Genomic DNA, 17436 nt, shown 5'->3' on the forward strand with positions numbered 1-17436 from the left:
GCCACCGTGGCATCGTTTTCCAGCGTTACCGGCACGCCGCTCATCGCAGCGAGTTTGGCTTCGATGTCCACCTGTTCCCAGCCGTGTAGCGTTGTTGGCCCCATCGAAGAGATGCCCTCAACGCCAAACGGACCGGGCATCACCACGCCAATGCCCAGCACTTTCTGCCAGCGCTCGCCCAGCTGCGTTTTGATCTCGCTCAGGACCTCGGCAATGCGCGCTAACGTGGCATCCGGCTGCGGCTTTTGTACCAGAATAAGGCGGCGGAAGTGAATTTCACCGGTGAGATCCACCAGCACAATCAGCAGTGTTTGGTGATCAAGATGGATACCAATGGAGAAGGCGCTGGCGGGATTGAGCGTTACCGGAATTGCCGGTTGTCCGCGTCCTTGTTTGCGCGGCGCACGGCTGGTGAGCAGTTCGGCCTGCTCCAGCTCTGCCACGATATTCGACACGGTTTGCGGCGTCAGCGCGGTGAGACGAGCCAGCTCGGCGCGGGTCAGTTCACCGTGCAGGCGAATGGCTTCAATGATCACGCGGCGATTGTGCGCCCGTGCATGTTCCAGATTGGTTCCCGACGTTTTCACCTTGCTCCCTTCCCTTTAATTCCACGCGCTGCGGATAGCCGCATCAATATCTATGATCGGCCACACATTTTACAACCTTTTCGGGAAGGGAAAGAGGATTGGCCTGACGCATGAGTCACTACGCCAGGCTCGCGCGAGCGCTAAATCAGCTTAATAGCTCACCGGCTTAATCACCTGATAGCCGGGTTGGTTAATATATTTTTCCAATACCTGTTCTGACCAATGTTGTTTGGCGACTGGTTGAATCGTCATCGAAACATACTGACTTTTCACACCCAATTTTTCGGTGATAATTTCAGTCAGTGCTTGAGAAAGCGCGTCGAGATCGAGACTCTCTTCTGGACCTTGATGAAAGCTCACATTGAGATGCGGCATCGTTTGGGTTCTCCTTCTAGTCAGTGATTACGGCAATAAGTGTAATGCGCCATGGCAATCTCTCCAGCCACGCGTGCCGTATTGATTAGCACCGCTTTGTTAGCTTCGGCTGATCGCCCCGCCGTCATCTCTTCCACGGCTTTCATGATGAATTTCGTCACACCATTACCGCTAATGCCATGCAGCTTCGCCTGGGAGATGGCGTTGTCAATGGCTTGCTGAACCTCCTCACTGTTGATGGCATCCTCTTCACGGGTTGGGGTAGCAATCACCATTCCGGCGGCCCCTGGCAGCGCCCGGTTGATTTCAATCGCACGCGCAAGTTGCGGTGCTGAATCCAAGCGCACTGGACTTTTAAAGCCGCTGTTACGGCAATAGAACGCCGGAAACTCATCGGTTTGCCAGCTGACAAGCGGTACACAATGGGTTTCGAGATACTCCAGCGTGAGACCCACATCAAGGATGTTTTTAACGCCGGCACAGATTACCGTCACTTTTGAACGTGTTAACTGGATGAGATCGGCGGAAATATCCATTGATGTTTCCGCACCACGATGAACACCGCCCAATCCGGCAGAGGAGAAGAAAGGAATGCCCGCTAATTCAGCAATCACCAGCGACGACGCTACGCTGGTGGCTCCCATCGCACCGGTCGCCAGAATAAACGGCAACTCGCGACTGGAGACTTTGGCTATATTCTTTTGCGTGGCGAATCGTTCTATTTGTTGGTAATCCATACCCACCAAAATTTTTCCGTTATCGATACCAATAGTGGCAGGAATCGCGCCGCTTACCCGCACAGCCGCCTCGACCTTTAATGCCGTTTCAACATTATCAGGATAATTAAGCCCGTGGGTAATCACATTGGATTCCAGCGCAACAACGGGATGTCCTGATTCAAGTGCTTGCTTCACTTCGGGTTGAAATTCGAGTTTAAATTCGCTGTTACGCATGCGCCTGTTCCTTACACGGTTGAGTAGTAAATAAGGTGTGAATCAGTTCATGGATGCCGTGCTGTTTAAGCACCGCATAGTGATCGACCGATAACTCAATAATGGTTGGCGGTTGTCGACTAAATGCTGGCGCACGCTCTAAAAACGAGTAATGGTCGCCTTGTGCTTTTACAATGGTGATAGACGCGTTGAGTTGGCGATTTTGCAACTCCTTGAACTGATAACTAAACGCATAAGTGGTTTCGACGATGTGAATAATGCGCTCAACCATTTCACGTTGTAACAACGGAAAGCGCTGGCAAATAAAGCCAATAAATTCTGCTTTAGTTTTGCAACTACTCAAGCAGCGATCCAGTAACGGCCCCTCAACCTGATGGGCAAACACCGAGAACAGAATGGCCAGAAATACCGGATTATCAAAAGTGGCTTTATGCTCGTAGCGTTGTTCTCGCTCCATTTGCGTGATGGGCGCGCCCGGCGCTAACAGAGACAGTGACTCAACAACATCACCTTGCGCTTCGAGTTGCGCTGCGGTTTCAAAAGCGACGCGCGCGCCAAAAGAGTATCCCCAAAGTGTGTAAGGACCGGTTGGCTGTATCGCTTTTATCTGGCGAATATCTTCCAGTGCCATTTGCTGAATGGTTGGCAGTGGTATTTCACCTTCATTGATGCCTTGCGCCTGAATGCCATAGAACGCGCGTTGGTCAGGAATATGCTGCGCCAGTAATTTGAGATTTAACGGATATCCTCCCAAACCTGGCCAGCAGAAAATCGGTTTTTCCGCAAAACCATTCAGTTTGATCAGACGGGAATATTCAACGTCGGATTGAATACAATTTTCTACCGCAGTCGCTAAACCTGCGATATGAGGCGTATGGAATATCACCTGCAGCGGAAGTTTAATATTAAAGGTTTTATTGATGCGATTAACCAGCGCAACCGCAGTCAAGGAGTTGCCGCCACCGGTAAAGAAATCATCCGTGGCAAATACCGTTTCCCATTTCATTACCGCGCACCATATTTCAGCAATTTTCTTTTCGGTCGCGGATTTAAGCGGTACCCTCTCTTGCCCATTGTCTGAATCAGTTAATTCTGGCAGCGCTTTTAATGCCTGATGGTCAATTTTGCCATTGGCCGTTTGCGGGAGGTTATCCAGGATGATTACTTTATTAGGGATCATATATTTGGGCAGCTGTGCGGACAGGTCTTCCTTGAGTAATTCCACTGGACCCTGCATATGAATGCGATCCTCATTCATTCCCTGATGCAGAAACTGCGCCTGGCTGATTGGCCCTCCCACGCAAAAATAGAGGCTCTCCATAGGCAGTTGCTGTTCCGCCAAAATTGCACGCATGCTTATCGCGGCAGGCAAGTCGTTATTACTTTTCGAGCTGTAGCCGGATGACATCAGGCCCAGTCGTTGTTTATTCGCTTGTAAACGATGCATTTCACGACCCGCAAGGATGTAATGTTCTTCACGATCGCCACCGTTACACACCACACTAATTCCGAACTGCGCACGGTCAAACACCCTTTGATTAATCGCGATGACATCCTTTTTCTGCAACATGCTGGTCGAAAGGAAATGCAACTCACCTGCCTGGTACCGATAAAGTCCGGCATCTAAGTCCGGGAGCGGCTGCTGCATTTGTAAATAGAGTTCAGGTTGCGCGCGGCTCGCTGCAACCGGTTGATGATCAACGACATAGCAACCCAGATAATCGTCATCGTGACTGCCTTGATACCACTCAGGTAATGCGCCGCGTAACAGTGCGGCTTGATGTACATGAAGTCCCAATTCGGGCAGCAACTCGTCAAAAAGACCGAGCATGTGACCGGTTTCCATCTCCAGTACTTCACGCAGATTATTTTTATAAACCGGCTCAATCGCCTGTCGATTACCGACAAAATGCAGCCGGAAAACGGGATCCTTTGTTGGTTGCAATGAGGCAATAGGCAGCAAGCAGTGATGAACAGGATGGTAGTAATAGATCGCGGGGGGTAATCCGACACAACCCTTTAATTCCAGGTAGAGTTGTGTGGCGTAGAGTGCGCCCGGCGATGCATAGGCGTATTTGGGTAATAACCGCTCGTCACTGACAAATTGCCCAAAATTGCGTAACAGCTTGCCCAGTTTATCCAGCGTGAGCGTCGCGAGATTTTCATCTGTGCAGCTCTCTATGGGCTGACGTTGTAAAAGATCGATTAAATCCTTGCGCGTCAGCGACGGTTCGCCGTCAAAAAAGCGATAGGTTTTACGACCAAACGCCGCCGTGCGCTGTTGATGGTCTGAAGCGATATACGGCAGCGTGATGCTACTGGATAAGTGGGCCGCAGATAACATTCGGCAACCCGCATTGGACAACTGCGCTTTCACCTGCAATTTACTCGATTTAGAGAGATGGTGACGATCGTGATTGCCTTGATCCATCAGCGCCGCCTGGCGTTTATCCAGCTCAACACAGGCGACCAACGTCTGATAACCCGAGCGCGGATCTTGTTGAACTACAACCGCCGCTGTTTTTACCCAGTGATGATTTTCAATTGCCAGGCGAATCTCATCCAGTTCTACCCGATAACCGCGTAGCTTGATCTGATTATCCACGCGCGCCACAAAGTGGGTATTACCATTCGGATCCTGACGAACTAAATCGCCAGTTTTATATAAGCGGTCATGCCCTGGCATTATTTTTCTGGGATTCGGCAGGAATTTTTCATCGGTGAGTTCAGGTCGCTGATAGTAGCCTTTAGCGACCTGCAAACCAGAAATATAGAGTTCACCCGTTTCACCCGGCACGACGGGTTCACCCGCGGGATTAAGCACATGATAAAGCGTATTAGCCGCAGGTTTACCAATGGCGATGGCATCGGGATAAGCAGCGATCAACTCTGGATCCAGCGTAAAACTCGACGCGTTTATGGTGCACTCGGTTGGACCATACAAATTGGTCAATGCAGCGTGCGGTAAACGCTGGAAAAACGCCTGCGCCAAATTGCGTGTCAGAATCTCACCGCCACTAAATACGTGCTTTAGCGCACAGCAGTCCTGTAAAAGTGGGTGTTCGACCAGTGCCTGCAACAATGTGGGTACAGATTGCAACACTGTCACCTGCTCGCCAATGAGGGTGTTGATCAATGCGTCCGGATCCCGATAGCAATCCTTTGGACCCATAATCACCTGGCTACCGAAGGCCGGTGCCAGAATTTCCCACTGTGCGGCATCAAAACTGGCCGGGGTTTTCTGCAAAATGCGGTCATTGTGGTCAAAACCAAACTGACTTTTTAGCCAGGCCATCTGATGAGAAATGTTGGCATAGCTCACCATCACACCTTTTGGTTTACCGGTGCTACCCGATGTATAGATCATATAGGCTAGCCGCTCCCGGCGGTGGCTCGGGTGGCTTGGAACAGTGGCTGCGGCACTGGCCTGAAGGTCATCAAGCGTGATGATAGTAATCTCTTCTGCCACCATCGCAGCGAGTTGCGCCTTAAGATGCGGCTGGGTAAGTATCATCTTGATGCCCGAATCCTCGATCATATAGCGCAGACGATCGGCAGGATAATCCGGTGCCAGCGGCAGGTAGGCGCGCTCAGCCGCGAGAATGCTCCATGCGCCGCAAATCATCTCAACCGAAGGTTCACAATAAAGTCCGATATACTGCAATTCGGTATCAATTAACGCGTTGAGTTTCTTTCCATTGCTCCAAATCTGCTGAAAAAAATGGCGATAACTCAATGAGTTTTGCGCATCTTTGACCGCAATTTGCTCAGGGAAATGGCGCGCATGGGTTTCAAGCATGGCGAATAAACTTACTGAGTGACTGCTATGACTACGTTCTGAAAAGGATTCTGAAACAGCAGGCGATATTGGGGCTTTGACCGTCATGATAATGTAATATTCCCAGCAGTTATAGTTCACACAAAAGATACTTTTGCAGTTAGCAAAGTCAAGTATCTTTTTGGAAAGATATTTCTTAAAGAGGAATTATGCCGGGAAAAAGGTTATTGAAGGGATTAACCGGCCTGGAGTCAGGCCGGTGTCAGAACTACTTTTCGTTAGCTAATAACCAGCTACGTAACAGCGATGCCAATTGCTCTCGCTGCTCTTGACTTAACGGATTCAGAATCTCATCTTCATTGGCGACATGTTCTGATATAGCTTTATCTATCAATGACTTTCCTTTTTTTGTCAGGCTCAAGTTACAGCTCCGGCGATCTTCTTCGCTGTAAATCCTTTCAATTAAATCACGCTGAACCAACTGCTCAACCCGTGTACTCATCGCCCCAGAGGACAACATCAATGTTTGGTAGAGTTCTGTCGGTGTCGTCAGCGAATTGAACCGCCTGAGCGCCGCCAGAATATCAAACTCGATAGCGCTCAGATCGTTGTTTTTAAATGTTTTCTCGAGCTTTTTATCAACAATTCTGCTCATGCGGCTGATGCGGCCAAGCACGCCCATGGGTGAACAGTCCAAATCGGGGCGTTGTTGCAGCCACTGGACGAGTAATCTGTCTACATGGTCATACTGCATGGTGTTCCTCATAAAAGAAAAAGAGACTTGAAAATGAATTATAGTTGTGGTTATCTTTTTAATAAGTATCTTTTTGAAAAGATACTATCCTGAAAGATATATTCATCTTATCACTCTATTACTGTTTCTCAAGGATCAATAGGACTGACCTATGTCAACACTGCCCAACGTTCACGTGTTACCCGATTCTGCCTGGCTATCCCATTTACATCTCAGGATGCGTAATCGTTCGGCCAACCTGAACACCTTCACACACCATGCAAATCAGGTGATACGTTTGCTGCTGCAAAGCGCCGCACAGCACTTGCCCTACTCTGATGAGACAGTGAACACGCCAATAGGTGATCCTTTTACGGGTAAGGCACTTGTCCGTGATGTCTGTGGGGTATCCGTGATTAGAGCGGGTGAAAGCATGGAAAGTGAGTTCCGCGCCATGTTTCCGCATCAACCTATCGGTAAGATCCTTATTCAGCGCGATAAAGAGTCGAAACTTCCGCACTATCTTTATTCACATTTACCTGCAGGCATTGCTGGCATGAGCGTCATGCTTTTCGAGCCGATGCTGGCTACCGGCGGCTCGCTGCTGAAAGCGATTGATATTCTCAAAGAGAGTGGCGTTGCTATTGAGAATATGATCGTAGTCAACGTGCTTGCTTCCCCTGCGGGTATTCAGCGCCTGGTCGAAACCTGGCCCGATTTGACCATCATCACATCATCGATTGAAAAAGGGATGACGGATTCTGCCTTTATGCGGCCTGGTATTGGTGATTTTGGCGATCGCTACTTTGGCACTTATCCGGGCGTGCATCATGAATAAGTTTGCCACGCTAATAAACATAATGATCACTGCGCTGGCGCCCATCATTTGGGGCAGTACCTATATCGTGACTACGCAGACCTTACCGGCCAATATGCCCTTACTGGCCTCGGTCATCAGGGCGTTATTAGCCGGTATTATTTTATTGCTGTTTTGCCGCGTGCGACCTTACGGCGTTTGGTGGTTAAAAATGGCGGCGTTAGGATTTCTTAATATTGGCCTGTTTTTTTACTGCCTGTTTGCCGCCGCTTATTTTTTGCCTGGTGGTCTGGCATCATTGGTGATGTCCTGCCAGCCAATCATTGTTATGGTTATTGGCGCATTGGTGTTCCGGCATAAGCTCAGCATTATGCATGTGTTTTCCGCGCTGGTTGGTGTGGCTGGCATTGGGCTGTTGGTGTTAAACAGCGCCGTTCAGCTTAATACGCAGGGAATTATGGTTGGATTAGTTGGCACCACCAGCATGGCGATGGGCATTTTGCTCACCAAGCATTGGGGACGACCAGCCAATATGTCTTTACTGGCATTTACCGGCTGGCAATTGACGCTAGGCGGTTTAATGTTATTGCCTGCGGCGCTTTGGCTGGAAACGTTCCCTTCTCAACTTACGCTAACCAATATTATTGGCTACGGCTGGTTAAGCCTGGCGGGCGGCGTGTTTGGCTACTTTGTCTGGTTCCGTGGCATTGAAAAACTACCGCCGGTTACCACTTCTTTTCTGGGATTTATGAGCTCTTTATCTGCTTGTGTGCTGGGCTATTTAATCCTCGGCCAAACCTTCACCCATTTACAGTTAGTGGGATGTGTAGCGATTGTTACGGCTATTTATCTGGCTCGACCGCGTCATGATAAATCCCAATCACCTGTCGCTTTACCACAAAGAAAGCTGGGCCATTAATTTTCAGTTAGCTTTTTGTATTGAGAGACAATCAATGAATACGCCTCAAACTATTATTATGTTTGACCTCGACGGCACGCTTTTTGATACCGCTCAGGCCATCCCTTTAACATTTAATGCAGCTTTTCGCGCATTGGATTTAAAAGAATTACCGCAAGCGTTAATCAGACAGACGATAGGCTTACCATTGGAACAAGCCTTTGCTCAATTAATGCAACTGCCCGTGAATAATTATCTGGTTGAATTAGCTGTTGAAGAGTATCAGCGTCAGTTTAAACTCATCATTATTCCTGCTGCCCAATCTTTACTCTTCCCCGGTGTGATTAACGGACTGGAGACACTTAAGCGCCTGGGAATGCGCTTATCGGTAACAACCAATAAATTTTCTCGTAGTGCCAATACCTTACTTGCTGCAGCGCACATCGCCTCACTGTTTGACATTGTTGTCTGTGCGGATGAAGTGCAGCAAAAAAAACCGCATCCAGAATCCGGGGAAAAAATCCTCGATTTTTTCAACGCCAGCAATGCACAAGCCATTATGGTGGGTGATACCACACATGACATTCTCATGGCGAACCATTTGGGATGTAAATCAATCGCAGTGACTTATGGTATTCACGATGAAAACACCTTGCTTAGTGCTTCACCGAATTCATTAGCACATGACTTTACTCAAGTGGTGCAACTTTGCCAACAATACCATCAACAGCAAAATGCTCTCGTCAGTCTTGTGTGACTACCAATAGACAACACTGAGGTTATTATGCAGACATTGATCTCAAACTTTCTCTCAATCTATTTTCTGGTGGGATATATCGTCACAGCCTATGTGGTTATCCTGTTTTTTATCACTGGGAAACATATTTTTTATGGTGTAAAAGAACGACTTTCCGCGAAATATAAATTTGGCTATGTGATAGCGATGATATTAATCATGCCTGCCCTCTATCTCTTCCTGTTACGAGAAATTGGCATGTTGCATCGCAAATCACTTTCTGATCGATCTCACAGTCTCAGCAAATAGCAAAGATGATGGCCGCGCTGGCGACCATGAGAGACCTAATCCCAGCGCAGTGCACGCTAAAGTCGCAGTGCTGCGCTGTTTTGCACCAGAATAATGCTACTAAAAAAGAAATGCCCCCCAATCTCTGGCTGCTATGCAAATTCGGCGTCACAGCAACTTCTATGATCAGCCACACAATTTACAACCTGTTTACCTGACAGCAGCAAAATTCTGTGCAAAGTAGTGTCCAGTGGCAAACGAGATTTATGCCCTGGCACGTCAATTGCTTTAGCTAACCGATGTCAGCCGCAGCAACCTGACAACCTGTGCGCGTTATTAAATCCATCAAATTGATTTAATAAAACACCCTCTTTTTGCACCAAGGCGGAAAACACCATGAAAATCCGATTCAACCCAGTCATAAAAGGATGTTTTGCAGCGGTTCTGTTAGCCAGCGTGGGTAACGCAGCAGCAGCAACCACGTTGAATGCGCTGTTTATGACGCAGGCGGCGTATAGCGAAAATGATATTCGCGCTATGACGCAGGAGTTTCAGAAAGCGCACCCGGACGTGCAGGTTAATCTTGAGTTTGTACCGTATGAAGCGCTGCACGACAAAATTGTTGCGGCGCGTGGCGCGGGCGGAAACGGCTACGATGTGGTGCTGTTCGATGCCATCTGGCCGGCAGAATTCACCAGGTTCGATCTGTTGCAGGACGTCAGCAGCCGTATCAGCGCCGACGAAAAGGGGCAGATTTTCCCTGGCGCGATGAACACCGTGGAGTTCAAAGGCAAAACCCTCGGCATGCCGTGGATCCTCGACACCAAATATCTCTATTACAACAAAGCGATGCTGGAAAAAGCCGGTATCACCACGCCACCGCAAACCTGGCAGCAGGTAATGGATGACGCGCGCATTATCAAGCAGAAGAACATCGTGAAATATCCGCTGGTGTGGAGCTGGTCGCAGGCCGAAGCGCTGGTGTGCGATTACACCACGCTGGTATCCGGTTTCGGCGGCAAGTTCTACAACAACGACAAACTTGATTTCTCCTCACCGGCCTCGCTGCAAGCGGTGAAGCTGATGAAAAGCTCGCTGGATGAAGGCTTGAGCAATCCGGCGTCACGCGAATATCTGGAAGAGGATGTGCGTAAAGCCTTCTCCAATGGCGATGCGGCGTTCGCGCTTAACTGGACCTACATGTACAACATGGCCAACGATCCGAAGCAAAGTAAGGTCGCCGGTCAGGTGGGAATCGTTCCTGCGCCTGGCGATGCGCCGGGCAAATTCGGTGCGGTGAACGGTTCGATGGGCCTTGGCATCACCAAAGGCAGCACGCACGCGGATCAGGCATGGCAATACATCAGCTACATGACTTCGCAGCCGGTGCAGAACAAATACGCCACGCTAAGTCTGCCGATCTGGAAAAGCTCTTACAAGGATCCGGCGGTGCTGAAAAACCAGGAAAGCCTGATCGCGGCGGCGGATAAGTCGCTCAACGTGATGCTGTCGCGTCCGGAAACCGCCGACTATTCGCGTCTCTCCAACACGCTGCAGCAGCAGTTGCAGCAGGTGCTGGTTGGCAGCGCAACGCCAGATGCCGCGCTGCAAGCGGTAGATAAGAGTGCGGCGCGTCTGCGCTAAGGGGCAACAATGCTGAGTTTGCGTCAACGCGAACAACGGCAGGCATGGGTGCTGCTGGCACCCATGCTGTTGGTGATGCTGTTGCTCACCGCATGGCCGCTGTTACGCACTATCTGGCTAAGTTTCACCGATGCCGCCTTGATTGGCAGCGGTGAAGCGCCGGGCTGGATTGGCTTGGAAAACTACCTGTTTGCGATCACCGATGCGGATTTCCGCAGCTCGCTGTGGCGCACGCTCTATTTCACCGTGGTCTCAGTGGCGATTGAGGGCGTGATCGGCGTGCTGGTGGCGCTGTTGCTGAACCAGAAATTTGCCGGTCGCAACCTGCTACGCGTGCTGGTGATTCTACCGTGGGCGCTGCCGACCATCGTTAACGCCATGATGTGGCGTCTGAACTTCAACCCGGATTACGGCAGCATCAACGCCCTGCTGACGCAGTTGGGCATTATTGATGGCTATCGCAGCTGGCTGGGTTCGCCGGATTCGGCGCTCAACGCGGTGATGTTCGCCGATATCTGGAAAAACTATCCGCTGGTGACCTTGCTGGTGCTGGCGGCACTGCAATCGATTCCCGACGATTTGTTTGAAGCCGCACGGCTGGATGGCGCATCGGCGTGGCGGCGTTTTCGTGCCATCACCTTCCCGGCGATTGTTGGCCCGCTCAGCGTGGCGCTGGTTCTGCGCACCATCGATGCCTTCAAAATCTTCGACATCATCTACGTGATGACACGCGGCGGGCCGGTCGATAGCACCAAAACCCTGAGTTTCTACGTTTATCAGGAGTCGTTTAGCTACTTGCGCGCGGGCAGCGGCGCGGCTTACGCCATGTTGATGACCTTGCTGTGCGCGGTGCTGATCACGCTTTACATGTTGTTACTGTGGCGGCAACGCCGCAAAGGAAGCGCTCATGAAGGTTAAAATGCGCCATGTTGGCAAATACGCCGCCGCGCTGCTGGTGGCGTTCTCGGTGTTAGCGCCGATGGGCTGGCTGTTTTTGATGAGCGTCAGCGCCGCCAGCGATCTCACCCGCGTGCCGCTCGAGTGGCTGCCGCGCCAGTGGGATTTCACCCGCTACGGCAAGCTGTTGTCGCTGGAGCCAGGCCAACCGGGTGTGCTGTTCCTGCATGCGCTCGGCAACAGTTTGTTAGTCGCCACGGGCGCGACAATCATCTGCTTGCTGCTAGCGATTCCGGCGGCGTTCAGCTTCTCGCGCTATCGCGGGCGCGACGGCTGGCTGTTCGCCTCACTTGCCATCTATATGGTGCCGCCGGTGGCATTCGTGCTGCCACTTTATTTCCTGTTGCAGCAGTTCGATCTGCTCAACACGCGGCCCGGATTGATCATCGTCTACTGCTCGCTGATTTTGCCGTTCCTTACCTGGATGCTGAAAAACCAGTTCGATACGCTGCCGCAGGATATTGAACAGGCGGCGCGCCTTGATGGCCTGCGCGTCTGGCAAGTGTTGCTGCGCATTACGCTGCCGCTGGCGAAGCCGGTGTTGGGTGCCGCCGCGTTGTTTGGTTGGCTGCTGGCGTGGGACGAATTTTTCTATGCGCTGCTGTTTACCAGCAATATCGCCGCACAAACCTTGCCGGTCACCATTGCCGGATTCACCGCCGGGCGCGCCACCGATGATGGCTTGATCGCTGCCGTCGGCATTCTGGCGTCGGTGCCACCGCTGTTTATTGCCATCTGGCTGCAAAAGACGCTGGTCAGCGGCCTTGCCAGTGGCGGGAGTAAAGGATGATGGAGCATAAACTCACCGCCACGCTGTATGTGGTGGGCAATATTAATGTCGATTTAATCATGGGCACGCTGGATAACTGGCCGCAGCGCGGTACCGAAGTGATGCTGAATCACAGCGAACTGCGTCCCGGTGGATCGGCGGGCAACTGCGCGCTGGCGCTGGAAGCGATGCAGGTGCGCCATCGCGCGGTCGCTAATCAGGGCAACGATGGCCTGAGCACCTGGCTGGCGAGTCATTTTCCGCACAGCGCCGCGCACTGGACGCGCTACAGCTGCGAAACCTCGCTAACCGTAGGCGTGACGCATTCGGATCACGAGCGCTCTTTCCTGAGTAATCTCGGCCACATCGTGCAACTCACCGCGCAGGATGTGCTGGATCAGCTGCCTGCTCAAGCGGCTGACGGCGATATCGTGCTGCTGTGCGGCACCTTTTTGTGTCTGCATCTGTATGACGAATATCCGGCGCTGCTTTCAGAGTTACAGCAGCGCGGCTTTATCACCGCCGTCGATACCGGCTGGCCGCCGCAGGGCTGGACAGACGAAGTGCGTGAGCAGGTCTCGCAATGGCTGCCGCTGTGCGACTGGCTGCTGCTCAATGAAGTGGAAACGCTGGGATTGGCGGCGAAAGACGACTTGCCTGCCAGCGCGTACATGCTGGCGCAACAGCTTAGCGGACGCGGCGGCTGCGTAGTGAAATGCGGCCCGCAGGGCGCGCGCTGCTGGCAGACCGAACATGCAGTGAGTCAGCCAGCGCGTGCGGTCACGGTAGTGGATACCATCGGCGCGGGCGACAGTTTTAACGCCGGATTCCTCACCGCCCTGCTGCATCAGCAAGATCTCAATACGGCTCTACAATGGGGTATTTCGGTGGCGTCACTGGCTATCAGCACCTTGCCGCGTCGTTATCCCGACTGGCATCAACTGCAACTTTCCCAGGAGTTTTAAATTATGGCCAGTGTTGAACTCGTAAAAGTGGCCAAACGCTACGCAAAACAGTCAGTGCTGCATCCGCTCGATCTCACCATTCCTGACGGCAGTTTTACCGTGCTGGTGGGCCCATCCGGCTGCGGAAAGTCGACGTTGCTGCGTTTGCTGGCCGGGCTGGAGAGCTTATCGGATGGCGCGATCCTGATGGATAAAGTGCAGATCAACGACCGCGATCCGGCCGACCGTGATATCGCGATGGTGTTTCAGAGCTATGCGCTCTATCCGCACTTAACCGTGGCGGAGAATCTGGCGTTTCACATGCAGGTGAAGAAGGTGAAGCGCGAGGAGCAGCAGAGCAAAATCGCGCGCATCGCCGTGATTCTCGGTATCGATAAGCTGCTGCAACGCTATCCGCGCGCACTGTCGGGCGGACAGCGTCAGCGTGTGGCGATGGGCCGCGCGATGGTGCGAAATCCCAAAGTGTTCCTGTTCGATGAGCCGCTGTCGAACCTTGATGCGCAGTTGCGCATGGAATTGCGTGCCGAGATCAAATCGCTGCATCAGCGTTTCAAAACCACCATGGTTTATGTGACGCACGATCAGGTTGAGGCGATGACGTTGGCCGATCAAATTGTGGTGATGAAGGATGGCCGCATCGTGCAGCAAGGCGCACCGCTGGCAATTTACGATCGTCCGGCGGATACCTTTGTCGCGCGCTTTATCGGCTCACCGCCAATGAACCTGTTACCGGCACAATTGATCGACCGCGATGGCGTGTCCGGCGTGCAGTGTCAGGATCTGTGGCAGCCGCTGCCCGCGCGTTGGCAAGCGGCGGCGCGCGAGCGTGCAGGCGCAGCCGTGACGCTCGGCGTACGCCCGCACGATCTGCTGGAAACCAACAGCAATGCCGCAGCGTTGGTGAAAGTGGTGGAGATCACCGGTGAATCAACTTTGCTGCATCTCGAATGGCACGGTCAGCCGTTGCATATGCAGATCGCTGGCCGTCACGCAGCGGTGAGCGGCGAGAGCATTATGCTGGGCTTTAACGCCGAGAAGATTCATCTGTTTGATGCAGAAACGGGAATGCGTTTAATCGAATCGTGATCGTCTGTTTATAAGGTCGCCATAAATGGCGACCCTACGAAGGCCGGTTTGTAGGGTCGCCATTTATGGCGACCACTCTAACAAATAAAAAAGCCACCCAACTCTGGGTGGCGAAATACAATTAATCAGATGCATAACAACGATATTCGCGAACACTCATTCCTTAAGCATTTCACGAGCGGTATTTTACTCTGCTGGCTAATTTATTCTGTCTTCAGCGTTTAAAGATAATGTAAAACTCATCTCATCATTTAACGCTTTAAATACAGCTACCAGGTTTTACCGATATTAAACTGGAACTGCTCCGACTTATCGCCCTCATATTTCTTAATCGGCAACGCATAAGAAAACACCAGCGGACCCAGCGGTGACTGCCATTGCAAAGCAACGCCGCTCGACACGCGAATCTGGCTGGGATCGGCATAATCAGGAATGCCTGCTGCTTTGGTGGCCGCAGTGTTCTGCCAGCCGGTATCCCAAACTGTACCTGCATCAACAAAGAATGAGGTGCGCAGCGAATCGGCATAGCGTTCGCTGATAAACGGCGTTGGCACAATCAGCTCTGCGCTCACCACCGCCATCGCATTACCGCCCACCGCATCATCCGATTTCTCCACCGGGCAAGTCCCGTAACTGCTTTCGCTACCGCTGCAGCGGTAATAGGCGGCTTTTGGTCCGATGGTGTTGGAAGAGAATCCGCGTACCGAACTGGAGCCGCCAGCATAGAAGTTGTCGTAGAACGGCACTTCTTTGCCGCCTAAGCCGTCGGCGTAACCAGCTTTACTGCGACCCATCAGCACCCAGCGATGATCGCTGCTCAGCGGCAAGTAGCCGTTGGCGGTCAGCGTACTTTTGTAATAGCTGTAGGTGGAACCTGGAATCGTCACTTTGGTGTTGAAACCGGCGCTCACGCCCGAGGTGGGAAAGAAGCCGCGGTCCAGTGAATTGTAGCTCCAGCCAATATTCCAGAAGAAATCGTTGGCGGTAAATTTGTCTGCAACGGTGGCATCGTCATCGTCGTCATCGCTGGTGATTACTTTTGGATGAATGCCCTGCGAACCCAGATAACGCCACATTGCCACCTGCGGCGCCATATTGCTGACGCGGTTGTAGACGTAATCCAGCCCGCTGTTCACGCTGCTGTTTTCCCCGATCGGGAAGCTTAAGGTGCTGCCCGCGCCGAAGCTTTTCAGCGTGTATTCGGAAAGATCGTTATCTTCAGCGCTGTAATCGTTATAGAACAGCTTGCCGCCCAGACTGACGCCATCCACGGTGAAATAGGGATCGGTGGCGGCGATTTCGACATAGGTTTGATAGCTGTTTTTGGTGCCGCTAAAACTTACGGTATTGCCGGAGCCCATCCAGTTATCCTGGCTGACGCCAAGCTGATAGCTGATGCCGCTGTCGGTGCCGTAACCCAGCCCAATGTTGAAGGTGCCGGTATTGCGCTCCTTCACTTTGTATACCACGTCAACCTGATCCGGGCTGCCCGGCACGCGCTGCGTATCGACATCCACGCTCTCAAAATAGCCGGTACGATTAAGCCTAGCCTTGCCCTGCTCTACCTGATTACTCGCCAGCCATGCGCCTTCCATCTGGCGCATTTCACGACGCAGCACCGCATCTTTCGAAGTGTCGTTGCCTGAAAAACGCACCTGCCGCACCGAGAAGCGTCGCCCGGCATCGACATTCACGTGTAATTGTACGGTTTTATCGCTGTCGTTAATTTCCGATTGGGTATTCACCTGCGGGAACGCATAGCCGTATCGACCGAGCAGGCTTTTAATCGCCTCTTCGTTTTCAGTGATTTTTGCCCCGCTGTATAAGGTGCCCGCTGGCAACTGCACCAGTTTTTCAATCTCGGCGGAATAGCCAGCCATATTTCCCGTCAGTGTTACGCCGCTAACATGGTAAACATCGCCTTCATGAATATTTATCGTAACGTAAAGATGTTTTTTATCCGGCGTTAAACTGACTTGTGTGGAATCGAGATTAAATCGTGCATAACCACGATCAAGATAATAACTGCGCAGCGTCTCTAAATCGCCCGAGAGTTTCTGCTTCTGATATTTCTGGTCGGCGATGAAATTCCACCACGGCACATCATCGCGCAGTTGGAAATGCGAAATCAGTTCATCCGATGAAAAAGCTCGGTTGCCCACAATGTTAATTTGCTGAATTTTTGCTGACACACCTTCGGTGAAAATGAACTTCAGATCGACGCGGTTGCGCGGCAATGGCGTGACCACCGCTTTGACGCTGGCGGTGTATTTCCCGGCACTGTAATAAAAATCCTCGAGCCCTTTTTCCATATCCGCCAGCGTGGTGCGGTCCAGCGCTTCACCCACGCGTACGCCTGAGGCATCAAGGTTCTGCTTGAGCTGATCCTCTTTAATCGCTTTGTTACCAGAGAACGAGATGCTGGCAATCGCCGGGCGCTCTTTAACTTTAATCAGCAATGCATCGCCATCTCGCAGCACCTGCACATCTTCAAAATTGCCGGTGGCGAACAGCGCACGGATGGTGTTGCGAATATCATCATCATTGACGCGGTCGCCAATACGCAGCGGCATATGCAGCAGCGCCGCGCCGGGTGCGACGCGCTGGAGCCCAGCAAAGTGAATATCCTTTAGGGTGAAATCATCTGCACCAAAGGCGGTGGTGGTTACCATGAAAAGTAACCCGGTTAACATCTTCTTCATCTGTTGTGAGCCTGCCGTTTTTCCTGTGCCTGATTCAAGCGCCCTGCTTCCGCACCACATAAAAAACGGGCTGAACACGCGGTTCAGCCCGTTAACTGCGGCGATATGTTCCGGAAAAAAGACCGCTGAGCCAAAGGTAAATTCAGCG

General features: G+C 51.8%; 15 protein-coding genes. 9 read left to right on the top strand and 6 right to left on the bottom strand.

Features of this window, described 5'->3' with window-relative positions:
• The 5 genes from RTY00_RS05495 to RTY00_RS05515 all read right to left on the bottom strand — a co-directional run.
• Window positions 1-587 (bottom strand): ROK family transcriptional regulator (locus tag RTY00_RS05495; protein ID WP_312663713.1); only part of this gene is annotated, 587 nt, incomplete at its 3' end.
• 150 nt (window positions 588-737) lie between these two features.
• Window positions 738-962, bottom strand: a complete 225-nt coding sequence (locus RTY00_RS05500; protein WP_256698492.1) for a tautomerase family protein — start codon at window positions 960-962, stop codon at window positions 738-740.
• A 20-nt stretch (window positions 963-982) separates the two neighbouring features.
• On the bottom strand, window positions 983-1915 hold the full coding sequence (locus tag RTY00_RS05505) for a pseudouridine-5'-phosphate glycosidase (RefSeq protein ID WP_312663714.1): 933 nt from the start codon (window positions 1913-1915) through the stop codon (window positions 983-985).
• The gene (locus RTY00_RS05510) at window positions 1908-5801 is read right to left on the bottom strand and encodes an amino acid adenylation domain-containing protein (RefSeq protein ID WP_312663715.1); all 3894 of its coding nucleotides are present in this window, start codon (window positions 5799-5801) and stop codon (window positions 1908-1910) included. The genes RTY00_RS05505 and RTY00_RS05510 overlap by 8 nt, the downstream gene beginning before the upstream one ends.
• Window positions 5802-5961: 160 nt before the next feature.
• The gene (locus RTY00_RS05515; protein WP_312663716.1) at window positions 5962-6447 is read right to left on the bottom strand and encodes a MarR family transcriptional regulator; all 486 of its coding nucleotides are present in this window, start codon (window positions 6445-6447) and stop codon (window positions 5962-5964) included.
• Window positions 6448-6598: 151 nt separating this feature from the next.
• On the opposite strand from RTY00_RS05515, the gene upp reads away from it, so the two are divergent.
• From upp to RTY00_RS05555, 8 genes are all read left to right on the top strand, one after another.
• Window positions 6599-7264 carry a uracil phosphoribosyltransferase gene (upp, locus tag RTY00_RS05520; RefSeq protein ID WP_312663718.1) on the top strand — a complete coding sequence of 222 codons (666 nt, stop codon included), beginning with the start codon at window positions 6599-6601 and terminating at the stop codon, window positions 7262-7264.
• Window positions 7257-8162, top strand: coding sequence for an EamA family transporter (locus RTY00_RS05525; RefSeq protein ID WP_256698488.1), 906 nt, complete (start codon window positions 7257-7259; stop codon window positions 8160-8162). The genes upp and RTY00_RS05525 overlap by 8 nt, the downstream gene beginning before the upstream one ends.
• A 34-nt stretch (window positions 8163-8196) precedes the next feature.
• Window positions 8197-8898: an HAD family hydrolase gene (locus RTY00_RS05530; protein ID WP_312663719.1), complete on the top strand. Its 702-nt coding sequence runs from the start codon at window positions 8197-8199 to the stop codon at window positions 8896-8898.
• A gap of 663 nt (window positions 8899-9561) precedes the next feature.
• Window positions 9562-10809, top strand: coding sequence for an extracellular solute-binding protein (locus RTY00_RS05535; RefSeq protein WP_312663720.1), 1248 nt, complete (start codon window positions 9562-9564; stop codon window positions 10807-10809).
• Between the two features lie 9 nt (window positions 10810-10818).
• A complete protein-coding gene (locus RTY00_RS05540) occupies window positions 10819-11727 on the top strand; it encodes a sugar ABC transporter permease (RefSeq protein ID WP_312663721.1) in 909 nt (302 codons plus the stop codon).
• Entirely contained in the window at window positions 11717-12556 is an 840-nt protein-coding gene (locus RTY00_RS05545) for a carbohydrate ABC transporter permease (protein ID WP_008108069.1), read from the top strand. The genes RTY00_RS05540 and RTY00_RS05545 overlap by 11 nt, the downstream gene beginning before the upstream one ends.
• Complete coding sequence (locus RTY00_RS05550; RefSeq protein ID WP_312663724.1) at window positions 12556-13500, top strand: carbohydrate kinase family protein; 945 nt, start codon at window positions 12556-12558, stop codon at window positions 13498-13500. Before RTY00_RS05545 ends, RTY00_RS05550 begins: the two co-directional genes overlap by 1 nt.
• A gap of 3 nt (window positions 13501-13503) precedes the next feature.
• A complete protein-coding gene (locus tag RTY00_RS05555; RefSeq protein ID WP_312663722.1) occupies window positions 13504-14586 on the top strand; it encodes a sn-glycerol-3-phosphate ABC transporter ATP-binding protein UgpC in 1083 nt (360 codons plus the stop codon).
• 269 nt (window positions 14587-14855) lie between these two features.
• Here RTY00_RS05555 and bamA read toward each other — a convergent pair whose 3' ends face one another.
• Window positions 14856-17288, bottom strand: a complete 2433-nt coding sequence (gene bamA / locus RTY00_RS05560; protein WP_312663723.1) for an outer membrane protein assembly factor BamA — start codon at window positions 17286-17288, stop codon at window positions 14856-14858.
• Between bamA and RTY00_RS05565 the strand changes: the two genes are divergently transcribed.
• A partial coding sequence (locus RTY00_RS05565) for a hypothetical protein (RefSeq protein ID WP_312663725.1) occupies window positions 17257-17436 on the top strand: 180 nt, incomplete at its 3' end. The genes bamA and RTY00_RS05565 overlap by 32 nt on opposite strands.

It is taken from the genome of Pantoea sp. CTOTU49201, assembly GCF_032054795.1.
GTDB classification, from domain to species: Bacteria; Pseudomonadota; Gammaproteobacteria; order Enterobacterales; family Enterobacteriaceae; genus Pantoea; species Pantoea symbiotica.